At 63.5% G+C, this 12,342-nt stretch carries 13 protein-coding genes; 8 read left to right on the top strand and 5 right to left on the bottom strand.

Going from position 1 to position 12,342, the window contains the following annotated elements; genetic code table 11:
* Positions 1-116: 116 nt before the first annotated feature.
* Complete coding sequence (locus LD110_RS02365; RefSeq protein WP_225496080.1) at positions 117-1,421, top strand: SRPBCC family protein; 1,305 nt, start codon at positions 117-119, stop codon at positions 1,419-1,421.
* Positions 1,418-2,830, top strand: a complete 1,413-nt coding sequence (locus LD110_RS02360) for a ferredoxin reductase (protein WP_225496079.1) — start codon at positions 1,418-1,420, stop codon at positions 2,828-2,830. The genes LD110_RS02365 and LD110_RS02360 overlap by 4 nt, the downstream gene beginning before the upstream one ends.
* Before the next feature lie 300 nt (positions 2,831-3,130).
* Here LD110_RS02360 and LD110_RS02355 read toward each other — a convergent pair whose 3' ends face one another.
* Complete coding sequence (locus LD110_RS02355) at positions 3,131-4,051, bottom strand: helix-turn-helix transcriptional regulator (protein WP_225496078.1); 921 nt, start codon at positions 4,049-4,051, stop codon at positions 3,131-3,133.
* Positions 4,052-4,231: 180 nt separating this feature from the next.
* On the opposite strand from LD110_RS02355, the gene LD110_RS02350 reads away from it, so the two are divergent.
* The 5 genes from LD110_RS02350 to LD110_RS02330 all read left to right on the top strand — a co-directional run bounded on the left by LD110_RS02350 (position 4,232) and on the right by LD110_RS02330 (position 7,495).
* Complete coding sequence (locus tag LD110_RS02350; protein ID WP_225496077.1) at positions 4,232-5,254, top strand: zinc-dependent alcohol dehydrogenase family protein; 1,023 nt, start codon at positions 4,232-4,234, stop codon at positions 5,252-5,254.
* Between the two features lie 190 nt (positions 5,255-5,444).
* Positions 5,445-6,191, top strand: a complete 747-nt coding sequence (locus LD110_RS02345; RefSeq protein ID WP_225496076.1) for an SDR family NAD(P)-dependent oxidoreductase — start codon at positions 5,445-5,447, stop codon at positions 6,189-6,191.
* Positions 6,188-6,571, top strand: a complete 384-nt coding sequence (locus tag LD110_RS02340) for a DUF2255 family protein (RefSeq protein WP_225496075.1) — start codon at positions 6,188-6,190, stop codon at positions 6,569-6,571. Before LD110_RS02345 ends, LD110_RS02340 begins: the two co-directional genes overlap by 4 nt.
* Before the next feature lie 133 nt (positions 6,572-6,704).
* A complete protein-coding gene (locus LD110_RS02335) occupies positions 6,705-7,166 on the top strand; it encodes a hypothetical protein (protein WP_225496074.1) in 462 nt (153 codons plus the stop codon).
* The gene (locus LD110_RS02330) at positions 7,166-7,495 is read left to right on the top strand and encodes a hypothetical protein (RefSeq protein ID WP_225496073.1); all 330 of its coding nucleotides are present in this window, start codon (positions 7,166-7,168) and stop codon (positions 7,493-7,495) included. The genes LD110_RS02335 and LD110_RS02330 overlap by 1 nt, the downstream gene beginning before the upstream one ends.
* A 67-nt stretch (positions 7,496-7,562) precedes the next feature.
* On the opposite strand, the gene LD110_RS02325 is transcribed toward LD110_RS02330, so the two are convergent.
* The 3 genes from LD110_RS02325 to LD110_RS02315 all read right to left on the bottom strand — a co-directional run bounded on the left by LD110_RS02325 (position 7,563) and on the right by LD110_RS02315 (position 10,108).
* On the bottom strand, positions 7,563-8,438 hold the full coding sequence (locus LD110_RS02325) for a helix-turn-helix transcriptional regulator (RefSeq protein WP_225496072.1): 876 nt from the start codon (positions 8,436-8,438) through the stop codon (positions 7,563-7,565).
* A 133-nt stretch (positions 8,439-8,571) separates the two neighbouring features.
* Positions 8,572-9,339 (bottom strand): glucose 1-dehydrogenase, encoded by a 768-nt coding sequence (locus LD110_RS02320; protein WP_225496071.1) that lies wholly within the window; start codon positions 9,337-9,339, stop codon positions 8,572-8,574.
* Positions 9,340-9,943: 604 nt separating this feature from the next.
* Positions 9,944-10,108, bottom strand: coding sequence for a hypothetical protein (locus tag LD110_RS02315; RefSeq protein WP_225496070.1), 165 nt, complete (start codon positions 10,106-10,108; stop codon positions 9,944-9,946).
* Positions 10,109-10,182: 74 nt separating this feature from the next.
* Here LD110_RS02315 and LD110_RS23805 point away from each other — a divergent pair, with 74 nt between their 5' ends.
* A complete protein-coding gene (locus tag LD110_RS23805) occupies positions 10,183-10,341 on the top strand; it encodes an excalibur calcium-binding domain-containing protein (RefSeq protein ID WP_225496069.1) in 159 nt (52 codons plus the stop codon).
* Positions 10,342-10,479: 138 nt separating this feature from the next.
* On the opposite strand, the gene LD110_RS02305 is transcribed toward LD110_RS23805, so the two are convergent.
* Positions 10,480-11,958: a sialidase family protein gene (locus LD110_RS02305; protein ID WP_225496067.1), complete on the bottom strand. Its 1,479-nt coding sequence runs from the start codon at positions 11,956-11,958 to the stop codon at positions 10,480-10,482.
* Positions 11,959-12,342 lie beyond the last annotated feature (384 nt).

The following is a 12,342-nucleotide window of genomic DNA, read 5'->3' as shown; positions in this document are numbered from 1 at the left end:
TGCAGTTCATTCGTCCCTAATCTCTTACTACGAAGACTTCGATAAGGCAGATACGACGACGCCACCCGCGGTCCTCACGAACCGCAAACCGATCCACCCTTCCGAGAGGAAACCCCATGACTGCTCAAGTGAACTTGCCCCTCAATTCACGCGGAAAACTCGCTTCTTCATTGCCTGCGGAGCAGCTGGCGGAAATCTCCGCGTTGTTCGAGTTCCGGCGCGCGGGATACTCCCTCGACGCCCCCTTCTACACAGACCGGACGATTTTCAACATCGACATGGAGGCCATTTTTGGCCGGCACTGGATCTTTGCGGCCAGCACCGCCGAACTGCCGGAACCGGGCGACTACGTCACCGTCGACTATGGGCCCTACTCCCTGATCGTGCTGCGCAACGACGATGGCGGCGTGAACGTCCTGCATAACGTGTGCCGCCACCGCGGCGCCCGCGTCCTGACCGAAGCGGCGGGCTCAACCGGAAACCTGGTGTGCGGCTATCACTCCTGGACATACTTCGCCGAGGGCAACCTGATCCACGCCTCAGCACCGGGTGAGACGAAGTTCGACAAGAGCTGTTTCGGCCTCAAGCGCGCCCACGGCCGCGAAGTCGCAGGCCTCATCTTCGTCTGCATCGCGGACGAACCGCCGACCGACTTCGACGAAACCTCCAAGATCTTCGAGCCTTACCTCGCACCTCACGAGCTGTCGAAAACCAAGATCGCCTACCAGCAGAACATCATCGAAGAGGGCAACTGGAAGCTGGTCATGGAGAACAACCGTGAGTGCTACCACTGCGACGGCCACCCGGAACTCGCATGCTCCCTCTTCCCGACCTGGGGCCTGACCGAGGGCCTCATCCCCACCCACCTCGAGGAAGTGTGGGACCGCAACAAGGAAGCACAGTCCTCGCTCGAGGAGCGTTGCCGCCGCTACGGCCTTCCCTACGAGGTGGTCGAGGAACTCGACACCCGCATCGCAGGAATCCGCATCTCGCGTGAGGCGCTCGACGGCGAGGGCGAGTCGTTCTCGCCCGACGGGCGCAGGCTCTCCAAGAAGCTGCTCGGTGACTTGCGCGACTTCCGCCTAGGCCGCTGCTCAATGCACCTTCAGCCCAACAGCTGGTTCCATTTCCTCGGGGACCACGTCATTACCTTCGGCGTCTTCCCGATCAACGAACACCAGACACTGGTACGCACCACCTGGCTCGTTGCCGACGACGCCGAGGAAGGCGTCGATTACGACCTGGAGAAGCTCACCTACACCTGGAAGCAGACGAACATCCAGGACAAGGCATTCGTTGAGCTGTGCCAGCAGGGTGCCGCCAGCCCCGCCTACGAACCCGGCCCGTACATGAAGAGCGAATACCAGGTTGAGGCATTCATCAACTGGTACGTGCAGCGCGTGCAGGAGCACCTGGCATGATTGAACTCCTCACCAAGACTGCAATCCAGGAACCACAGCGCATTCGCGGTCTTGAGATGCCGTGGAACAGGGTGATGGGTGGGACCGAGGTATACGCTCGTGCCGCACGGGCTTTGGGTCCCTGGCATCCGCAGGAGTTCACAGCCGAATGCGTCGAGACCGTCCCCGAGGCCGGCGGCATCATGACCTTCGTGTTCCGCCGCTGTGACGGTGCACCCTTGGCGTTCCGCGCAGGCCAGTACGTGAACGTCGCCTTTCCCGTGAATGGCGAGGACCAGGAACCGGTGGACCGCAGCTACTCGCTGTCCAGTTCGCCGACGCAGCCGTGGACGTTCAGCATCAGCGTCAAATGCGACCCCACGGGCCTTGTCTCGCCGTGGGTTCACGAGAACGTCAAGCCCGGCACCGTGCTTGAGATGCTTGGACCGGTCGGAGCGTTCCACCTGCCCGATGCCGACCGGCGGGCACGGTACCTCTTGTTGGCGGCCGGGGCGGGCATCACTCCTATCATGTCGATGGTGCGGACCATCCACTCGCTGCCCGGACTGGCAGATGTCGTGGTGCTGTACCACGGATCGGAAGCCGGAGGCTTTGCCTTCGACCGGGAGTTGGCCCACATCGCCTCCGTGGATTCGCGCTTCAACGTCTTCTATTCCCTGGGCGACCGAGGCCGGCCGGAGGACTGGGAAGGACTCAGCGGTAGGCTGTCCGCGGCCATGCTCAACGAGGTGGCCCCAGACGCGAACGGCCGTCAGGTTTACGCATGTGGTCCCGAGGGATACCTGAACGCCGCCACCGAGCTCCTCAAGGAGGTCGGGGTCGACGACACCTCTATCTACATGGAATTTTTCTCGGGTGACCGCCAGACGCTCCTTGAATACCAAGCGGAGCTCGCTCTTGCAGCGGACCTCGCAGAGGAAATCGCTGAGGAAATCGCCGATTCCGCCGAGGACTACTATGAAAGCCAGCCCGCCGCGTTCGGGCTCTACGAGCCTGGTTACGACGCCAAAGGGACCCTGAAAGCCACAGGGCTGCCGCTGGAAACCGTCGACCCGGACGCGCCCGCTTCCGAAGCCTCGGACGGCAGTTCGGGGGAGGGGGCGGCCGATTCCCCTGATGCCTCGAGCTTCGACACGGTGGGAACGGGTAGCCTCACCATGTCCTTCATGCGTACCGGCATTAACGTGCGGATCGACCCCACCGAACACATCCTCGAGGTGGCCCAGCGTGCGGGTGTCAGGATCGGCGCGAACTGCAAGGAAGGCATGTGCGGCTCCTGCAAGGTGGTCAAGCTGTCGGGCGAGGTCGAGATGAACCACCAGGGCGGGATCCGGGCAAGGGAAATCGATGCAGGCAAGTTCCTGCCTTGCTGCTCCACCGCGCAGACCGACCTGGTGATCGATGCGTAGCCGCCTCCAGCTGCTCTAGTCGAAACTTGAAACGATCGACGTCGAAACTCGCGCGTCCTCGTTTCACGTCACGGTCTCGCACGGCTTCCGCGCATGTGGGTCGCCACGACGTCGTTTTGCACGAGGAGATGGTTGACAGCTCCCAAAACTTGCCGAGTCGGGAGTTGGCGAGTGCCACGTGGCGGACAGCTTGTGGCCGAACGCCGGGGATTCGTCCCATGCGGTGACCGCGGCAACAAGCATGCCAGGCTGTTGTTACCTGGTGCAGCGCCAGTCATGCGTATGGGCAGGCGGGGTTCCTTAGCGCGCCGCTGGATTCCCAGGCTGTTCCACATCAGTTTGCGTGCTCGACGCGGGTGCGGAAGTCACTGGACCTGGCGCTGTCCATGAAGCGAGAAGGCGAAGGGCCTCTTCGGAAGGCGAACCTGGTTCGGCCGTGTATATGAGGAGAGTCAGGCCGGGTTCGGCGTCAATCGCCGAACCTTGCCAGGCGAGTGTGAGGTCGCCTACAACGGGATGGTGGAAGCGTTTGCTTCCCGTGCCGTGGCGAATGACGTTGTGGGCGCCCCACCGTGTGCGGAAGGCGTCGCTGCGTGTGCAGAGCTCGCCAACGAGGTCGTGAAGTTCCTTGTCGTGGGGGTTTCTGCCAGCTTCTGTGCGGAGGACGTCGACTGTCATGTCTGCGATGACGTCCCAATCTGGATAGAAGCGGTTGGCGACCGGGTTGAGGAATTGAAAACGGGCCATGTTCGGCGTAGAGGTGTCTGTGTACATGTCGGCGAAGAATGCTCTGGCGAGTTGATTGGCTGCCAGCAAATCCAGTCGACCGTTGAGCACGAAGGCCGGGCCGCCGGTGACGGCATTCAGCGTCCACTGCAGGCTCTCGGACGGCGTCCATTGAGTGCTGGGGCGAGGACGGGGCCTGGCGAGAGATCCTGAGCCGTCGGCGGCCTGTACCAGATGCAGCAGGTGGGCGCGCTCGACGTCATCGAGTTGGAGCGCGCGGGCGACACCTTCGAGAACTGTAGGGGAGACGCCGGCGACGTGTCCGCGTTCGAGCTTGGCGTAGTACTCGACGCTCATGGCGGCAAGGGCCGCAACTTCACTTCTGCGCAGCCCAGGGACGCGGCGTCGGGTTCCACCAGGCAGCCCTGCTTGCTCGGGCGTAATCTTTGATCGCCGTGAGGTGAGGAACTCACCGACTTCCTGCTGGATATCCACGTTTTTAACGGTACGACACAAGGCTCTCGGTAGGGATGTACTGCCGGTACACCCATTGGCAGGGTCTCGCTAGGTGGATGAAAAGACGGTTGTCTGGATGCTGGGAGGGGGCCCAAAGCCCAGGCGGAAACCCGAACATGACCGACCGCCTAACAACAACGTCTTGGAGGAGTACCGACTATGCGCGGTGTTTTGATGTACGGCCCCGGCGACTTCCGTGTGGACGATCGCGCGGACCCGGAGATCCTGGAGCCCACCGACGCGATTATCCGAGTTACCGCGACGTGTGTGTGCGGCTCCGACCTGTGGCCATACCGCGGTGACGACGCTATTGACGGGCCGTCGCCCATTGGTCACGAGTACGTCGGGGTCGTGGAGAGTGTTGGCGCTGACGTCGTCTCTGTGAAGCCTGGGCAGTTTGTGATTGGGGGCTTTTCCGCTTCCGACAACACGTGTGAGCACTGTCAGGCCGGCTACCAGACATCATGTGTGCAGCGAGTTTGGATGAACGACATGGGGGCCCAGGCAGAGCTGCTGCGCGTTCCACTAGCTGACGGAACGTTGGTTGCCACTCCTGGGACACCGGATTCGGACCTGATCCCGAGCTTGCTGACAGCCTCAGATGTCCTTGGCACCGGTTGGTTTGCGGCTGTGGCAGCTCAGGCGGGACCGGGCAAGTCGGTTGCGGTTGTTGGCGACGGCGCGGTTGGTCTGCTCGGCGTGCTGGCAGCAAAGAAGCTCGGGGCAGAACAAGTCATCGCGATGAGCCGCCACGAGCCGCGCCAGAAGCTGGCTCTTGAGTTCGGAGCTACCCACATCGTTAGCGAACGCGGGGACGAGGGCGTGGACCGAATCAGGGAACTGACTGGGGGTGGTGGTGCGGACTCAGTGATTGAAGCCGTGGGCACGCAGGAGTCCATGCTTCAGGCCATCCGTTCCGCCCGGCCCGGCGGGCATGTTGGTTATGTTGGCGTGTCGCATGATGTCCTGTTGCAGGGTCACGAGCTGTTTTTCTCCCATGTCCACCTCCACGGAGGGCCCGCCCCGGTACGGCAGTTCCTGCCCGAATTGATCGACATGATCTGGAAGCGCGAAATCAATGCCGGTAAGGTCTTCGACCTCGAACTTCCATTGGAGCAGGCTGCTGACGCCTACAAAGCAATGGACGAGCGCAGGGCTATTAAGGTCTTGCTGCGCCCGTGAGCGCTGGCGGGGCGAACTCGGCAGTCGTTGCGACTCCCGATACTCTGGCGAAACCGCGCTCGCCAGGCGCGAGGCCAGGGATGACTGCCGGGGCCCCGGCCCCGATCTCCGGTGCCGAGCTGCGTTCGTCGTCTGATCATGTTCAGCTGCTGGCCTCGGGGTCGTCCCTCGACAATGGAAGGCGAGAATCATGTCCCGAGTCCTGGTTACCGGTTCAAGCGACGGTCTCGGCCGCGCGGCGGCTAAGTCCCTGCTCGACGACGGCCATTCAGTTGTGGTGCATTCACGCACCAGTGCACGGCTTGCCGCCGTGCAAGATCTATTGGACCGTGGCGCGCAGGCTGTCGTGGGCGACCTCGGCAGTCTGGACGAGGTGCGCGGGCTGGTTCAACAAGCAAACGCTTTGGGTCGCTTCGACGCCGTGATCCATAACGCTGGCGTAATCGGGGGCTCGTCCCTGCTTTCGGTGAACGTCGTCGCTCCGTTCGTCCTGACCGCGGAAATGAAGCGGCCCGAGCGCTTGATTTACCTCAGTAGCAGCATGCACTACGGCGGACGACCTGACCTTGCAGGGGTGGATTGGAGCGGGGGGCAGTCGTCCCGTTCGTATTCCGACAGCAAGCTATTCGTTACGACACTTGCGGCGGCAGCTGGACGGCTGTGGCCTGATGTCTCCACATACGCGGTCGATCCCGGGTGGGTGCCGACCCGAATGGGAGGGGCGGGCGCGAGTGATGACCTCCGACTTGGTCACGTTACCCAAGCCTGGCTCGCGTCCGGCGGAGACATTCGTGGTGCAGGCTCGACCGGGCTCTACTGGCACCATCAAAAACTTCAAACACCGCACGAAGCGGTTCAGGATGAGCGATTCCAGGCCGAACTCCTCAGCTCCCTGGCCGACTTCACGGGAAGCATGATCCAAGGAGGATCGAAATGACGAAGTGGCTCCGCACGCTCGATCGGATCACCACCAGCGATGATCTGCACATCGCGCCCTTCCGCGCCGACGGTGTCACGTATGGCACACCGACTTGGATCTGGTCGGTTGTGGTGGAGGGACGGTTGTTTGTCCGCGCGTGGAACGGCCAACGATCGCGGTGGTACCGCTCCGCGATGGCGCAGCGCGCCGGTCGGATCATCACAGCGGGAGAGACCCTGGATGTGGAGTTCAGCCCGGGCGATCCTGAACTGAATGGACTCATTGATGAGGCCTACCGTGCGAAGTACGCCGGCAGTCCATATCTTCCACCCATGGTCGCCGCAGGTCCCCGCGGGGCGACGGTGGAGGTCTCCCCGAAAGGGAAGCAAAGCGGTTAGCTGACTGACGAAAATGTCAGTCAAAGGCTCAGCGGCAAAGCAGCTATCGTGGCCCGCCCTTGGCTACGTTCAGCGCGTGCAACGAAAGCCCCTACACACCACTGCATCAGCTGCTAGACCGAAAGAAGTTCCAATGTCGCACGACATTTCTGCCCCGGTGACTAATGAAGTCGGCAAATCCAAAGGGGAAGAGAGGCACCCCAGCCACTGGGGAGGCGTCTACGCCATGTCCCTGTGCGTCTTCGCCCTTATGGCTTCCGAGTTCATGCCTGTCAGCCTGCTCACTCCGATGGCGGCGGACTTGCAGGTCTCCGAAGGGTTGGTTGGCCAGGGGATCGCAATCTCGGGAGTGTTCGCCGTGCTGACAAGCCTGTCCATTTCCAACCTCGCCGGCGGAACGAACCGCAAGACGCTGCTGCTTGCACTGACGGCCGTGATGGCGCTCTCGTGTGGTCTGATCGCAGTGGCACCGGGCTATCTTCCCTTCATGGTGGGCCGGGCAGTGATCGGTGTGGCTATCATCGTTCTCATTCAGCCATCGGCCGTTTCCTGGGCAAGGGTCCCTACCGCACGCTCATCGTCATCCCGGCGCTGATGGCACTCATAGCCGCTGCACTGGTGCCTTTCGGCGAATGGTTTGCCGCCGTCGTCGTGCTCATGGGGCTGTGGGGCCTGATGTCGACCGCGGCGCCCGTCGGGTGGTGGAGCTGGGTCGCCATGGCCATGCCGCACAACGCAGAGGGAGGTGGGGGCTTGATGGTGGCCGTCGTCCAAACGTCCATCGCGATGGGCTCCACCCTGGGCGGGCTCCTGTACGACACGACTGAGTACCGCGGAACCTTCCTGGCCAGCGCTGCCGTATTGACTCTTGCATCGCTTCTTGCCCTTCTTACCGCACGCGCCACCCGTCGAACGAGTGGCTGAGGCAAAGGCGTGGTCTTATGAGTCGAGGATCCTTTCAGGGCGATGCGTCGGTCAGAACGAACGCTGTTCAGGTGTTCCCTATGGTCTTTGCCCTGTCGCTGAAGGCTGGTGCGTTCCAACTTGCGAGCAGCCGCATGGCCTCCGCGGTTGGAGAGCCAGGTTCGATGGTGTAGACGAGCATGACCAAACCGGGATCGGTGGACAACTCAAACGATTCGTAACCAAACTCAAGATCGCCCACCTCGGCGTGGGTCAGCAGCTTCATTCCTGAGCGGTAGCGGAAGACATCGTGTGAGGCCCACAGGGCACGGAACTCTTGGCTTTGAGTAGAGAGCGTGCCGATAACCTCGATGAGTTCCTTGTCGTAGGGATCCTGCGCGGTCGCGGCATGGAGTAGCGCTACAACATTGTGCTTGGCGTTGTCGAAGTCGCGGTGGAACTTCTGTGCCCCCGAGTCGAGGAACAGATAATGCGCGTAGTTGAAGTGATCGCGTGACCCGTCCTCCGGAAGTGAATACAGGGCCCGGCCGATCCGGTTGGACGCGAGCCGGTCCAGCCGGGCGTTCTGTATGAATGCCGGGGTCTCAATGGAGTCAAGGACACGCTGCACGCCGGCCCGCACCGTGGAGCGGTTGGAGGTCTCCTTCCGTGTGGACCGGCGCTGTGTGATCTGGACTAGGTTGAAGAGGTGTTCGCGTTCGTCGTGGTCGAGCTGCAGCGCACGTGCGACGGCTTCGAGCACCTCTCGGGAGGCACCGGAGATCCTCCCACGTTCAAGCCTGGCGTAATAGTCGACGCTGACCCCGGCGAGATGGGCGACTTCCTCGCGGCGCAGCCCCTGTACGCGGCGGTTCCCGCTGTACAGGGGCACGCCCGCCTCCTCCGGCGTGAGCCTGGCGCGCCTGGACGTGAGGAAGCTGCTGATCTCGGACCGGAAATCCATGTTTTCAAGGCTACGCCGGATGGTTGCGGTCAGACATGGACTGTTGAACCAGGACCTGCCAGGTCCTGTCTGACCGCCCAACGACGCCCTGCCGCCGCGCGATTACGCTGGCGCTCGTCGCGGCCCCGCCCTATTAATGCGTCGTAAAGCCGCCGTCGACGGGCAGGGCGACACCGACAATGAAGCTCGCGCCCGGGCTGCACAGCCAGAGGACAGCAGCGGCAACCTCGTCAGACTCACCGAGGCGTCCGATGGGCTGATCCCGCAGGATCGCGGCCATAGCATCGGCCTGGGTCTCGAGCATGCCGGATACCATCGGGGTGTTGATCACGCCCGGGCAAATGGCGTTGATGCGGATGCCTTTGGGCGCATATTCGACCGCGGCGGACTTGGTCAAGCCGATCACACCATGCTTGGAAGCGTGATATGCCGCGCGCTCGGGCAGACCGACCAAGCCTCCAAGAGAGGAACAGTTGACAATGGCACCGGAGCCCTGAGTCCGCATCTGGCGCAGCTCGTGCTTCTGTGCAGCCCAGATGCCACGAAGGTTTACGGCGTTAACGCGATCGAAGTTCTCGGCCGTCTCGTCAGCCGCGTCAGAGGGCGGGACCTGGATGCCGGCATTGTTGAAAGCCATGTCCAGACGACCGAAGGTCTTCACGGTCCGGTCAACCATCGCGGCGGCCTGTTCCTCATCGGCCACGTCGCACCCGATGCCGAGCGCCTGGTAACCGGCATCGACAAGAGTCTGTGCGGCTTTCTCCACGGCGTCGTGGTTGATGTCGGCGAGGACGACGGCGGCGCCAGCCTCCCCGAAGAGGCGGGCGGCCGCCAGGCCCATGCCAGAGGCCGCACCGGTAACAAGGGCAACCTGGCCCTCGAAGTTGTATGTGGGGTTCATAGGTGAAGATTCCTTTTCGTCGGGGGGGGGTTCTCGTGGTCGCAGCCTCATTGGCGCGCAGCCGCGCGCACCGCTCAGGGCTCGGGTAGGCATCTTTGGGGCTCGGCACTCGGCTGTTGCCCGGATTCCTCCTGGGGCGCCAGCAACGGGAGGCTGAGGTCGAAGACCTTGATGGGGACCACGCTATGACAACCACGCAGGCTCAAACAGGACCTGCTGGACCATGGTTCATCCGGTCCTGTGGCAAGCCAACAAGCTGAGCGCCTTAGTCGTCATCTCTGAACAAACAAGGTGTCAGCATCCCTGAGCATTCGTGGGACCAATACCGGGACTGCATGAATCGCACCCTTGGAATCGTGGATGACATGGACGAACCCGCAGCTTCCCCTCGACTGACCGAGCCGCCCGTACCAAAAAGAAGGAGCGCAGTCCCAGTCCGTCTGGTGTTATGGGGACGCTCCCGGCGCTGTCGTGTACATCGTGGCAACCACAGGGCGGCGCTCCTGGGCAATGGTCGGCGGCGGACGCAAGGCCGGCGCTCTCGTTCTCACCGGTGCCCTGATCGTCCTCATCGTCGGAGCAGTCGTTGCCCCGGCACCCGGCCTCAGGCCGACCTTGAGGCGTCCTCGGCGTCGGCCAAGGGACAGACCGCGGTCCAGACGACTGCAACACCCACCGCCTCGGCCACGGTGACCCCGTCGCCGTCGGAAACCGGGGAACCACTGTACCCGGACACCCGCAGCCCCAGCCCCGGTGCAGGAACCTGCACCAGCCCCTGCCGCCCCCGCGCCGGCTCCCGCCGCTCCCGCACCCGCCGCACCGGCCCCGGTTGCTCCGGCTTCCGTGGCCCCAGCACCGGCCGCTCCGCCGGCGCCGACTACGGTGTACTACGCGAACTGCACCGCAGCCAAGGCCGCCGGAGCCGCCCCACTGTACGCAGGCCAGCCAGGGTACAGGCTGGCACTGGACCGCGACGGCGACGGCATAGCCTGCGAAAAATAGCCAAACAAACGCACCAAGCGGCTGATGCCCCACTCACGGCGGAGGGACATCAGCCGCTTCAGTGACCCCGCTCCGCGCGCCGCCTAGCCGGTGGCGCGCGGAGCGGGAGGCTGTGTCTGCCTTGTGCGGACGGCTAACTTATGGCGTGATGACCGTGAAGACGGCGTCGGTGCGGTTGGACGTGTTCGCGTCGTTGGCACGTACAGAGAGCGACGCGAACGATGAGCCGACGGCGGCCAGACCGACGTAGTCGCCCACAAAGAAGCCGCGGGCCACGGGCGCCGTCATCATGTCGAACGGTCCGTACACGTGCGTCTCGTCCCCGAGCGCAAGAGTGCCCACTGGGGAGGAAGTGAACCAGTAGTCCGTTGGAAGCGTGCTCGTGTTCCCGACGGTGAGGTTCCGGAAGTCGTAGTACGTGACGCCGACCTTCCCGCCAGCGACGCGGACGCTCGGGGTAAAGGCCGGAACGCCCATGGGCCTGTTGGCCCGTGCGGGCGCGCTCCAGTTCGCACCGCCGTCAGTTGAGGTCGAGATGGCGACCTCGTCGAAGTGCCCGCCATTGAACCGTGAGTCCTGCCACACCACGTACAGCTGCCCGGTGGCCGGGTCAACCGCCGGCTCGGGGATGATGTCCCCGGTCCGAACGGGCGCCCCAGTGTTCGGGTCGGTGACGCCCACAGTGTTGAGCTTTGCGATGATCTGCGGCGCCGTCCAGGTGGCACCCCTGTCAGTGGACTTGGTGAAGGCCACGTTGAGCCCGTGAAGCTGGCCGACACCGTTCTTGCCTGTTCCCAGAATGAGGTCGAAGAAGTTGTAGAGCGTGCCGTCCGGGCCGACGACGATCTGGTTGCCGATGGTCTGCTGCTTGTTGCCGGTGGGCACGATGACCGTCGGCGAACTCCACGTGGCTCCAAAGTCCGTCGTCTTGGAGAAGAGCGTCGGTCCCCTAAAGGCGGAAGCATGCGCCGTCGCCCGCGGGTTATCGTTCGGCGAGACGAGCCTGTCCCACACTGCGTAGGCTGTACCCGGGGTCAAGGGGTCAGCAGTGACGGACTCCTTGTCGTTAAAGAACTGCGGAGATCCGAGGTCTTCGATCAGGGTCTTCGGCGCGGTCCACGTTGCTCCGCCGTCGCGGGAAGTTGAGGCGAGAACAGCATTGTCGAAGCCGACGGCTTGGAACGAAATGGATACCGAGTATGCCGTGCCGTCCGGTCCTATCGAGACCCACGGGTCCGAGGCACGGTCGTAGCGGGAAGGTCCTCCCGCTGCGCAGGCCGAGAACGGCTGAGCGACTTCATTCCAGGTCGCGCCCCCGTTCATCGAGTAACCGGCTACGAGGCCTCGCGCGCCGCCATCGGACCAGCGGTCCTGCTGCCAAACGCCGATGACGTTGTTGGAGTTGGCCGGATTGACAGCGACCCAAGGCTCGACCTCGGCGTTCGGGTAAATCACGGCACCAGGAGCGGAGCCCAGCGTGCACGACGAGAACGGGCTAGGCCCGCTCGCAACGACCACGGGGTTGAGCGTCGCGGCGGAGGCACCGGACATGTTGAGCATGAGCGCCGCCGGCAGCATGGTAAGCAGTGCCACTCGGCGCACGTGTCTGGCGATCATTGGTTTCTCCTACAAGGTGGGGGTGCTAAGTGCGGATCCCACAACGATCGGGCCTCTTCAGTAAACGGCGGCCCTGAATCCCGAGCGCGAGATCCTTGACGGGGAACAGGACCCCGCGGAGGGTACGCTGGCGACGGGAGTGCGGCGTCGTGCGCCAGGTGCTGGCTGGTGGCCTGTCAAGTACAGCCTCCCACGCCAGAGCGTTGAGCTCGGGGTCGCGGCGGCGGATCCGCTCACCGGCCTCAGCCTCGAATTCAGCCGGGCCCGCCGTCTGCGCTCGGACCAGTTCAGCCTAATCAGGCCGTCGAGCCAGCCAGGCTGCGCGTCCATGCACCCAGAGGACCACAAGCCGGGCGCCAGCGCAAGGCCCCGCGTAGACTCTCT

The organism is Arthrobacter sp. M4 (assembly GCF_020251205.1).
Taxonomy (GTDB): domain Bacteria; phylum Actinomycetota; class Actinomycetes; order Actinomycetales; family Micrococcaceae; genus Arthrobacter.
Note: the sequence above shows the minus strand (reverse complement) of the source record. Positions and strands in the feature narration are given on the sequence as shown.

Excerpts from the sequence above, each read along its gene's own strand:
- LD110_RS02360 (WP_225496079.1), top strand. The coding sequence starts at position 1,418 with ATGATTGAACTCCTCACCAAGACTGCAATCCAGGAACCACAGCGCATT.
- LD110_RS02345 (WP_225496076.1), top strand. The coding sequence starts at position 5,445 with ATGTCCCGAGTCCTGGTTACCGGTTCAAGCGACGGTCTCGGCCGCGCG.
- LD110_RS02365 (WP_225496080.1), top strand. The coding sequence starts at position 117 with ATGACTGCTCAAGTGAACTTGCCCCTCAATTCACGCGGAAAACTCGCT.
- LD110_RS02305 (WP_225496067.1), bottom strand. The coding sequence starts at position 11,958 with ATGATCGCCAGACACGTGCGCCGAGTGGCACTGCTTACCATGCTGCCG.
- LD110_RS02320 (WP_225496071.1), bottom strand. The coding sequence starts at position 9,339 with ATGAACCCCACATACAACTTCGAGGGCCAGGTTGCCCTTGTTACCGGT.
- LD110_RS02335 (WP_225496074.1), top strand. The coding sequence starts at position 6,705 with ATGTCGCACGACATTTCTGCCCCGGTGACTAATGAAGTCGGCAAATCC.
- LD110_RS02340 (WP_225496075.1), top strand. The coding sequence starts at position 6,188 with ATGACGAAGTGGCTCCGCACGCTCGATCGGATCACCACCAGCGATGAT.
- LD110_RS02330 (WP_225496073.1), top strand. The coding sequence starts at position 7,166 with ATGGCACTCATAGCCGCTGCACTGGTGCCTTTCGGCGAATGGTTTGCC.
- LD110_RS02325 (WP_225496072.1), bottom strand. The coding sequence starts at position 8,438 with ATGGATTTCCGGTCCGAGATCAGCAGCTTCCTCACGTCCAGGCGCGCC.
- LD110_RS02350 (WP_225496077.1), top strand. The coding sequence starts at position 4,232 with ATGCGCGGTGTTTTGATGTACGGCCCCGGCGACTTCCGTGTGGACGAT.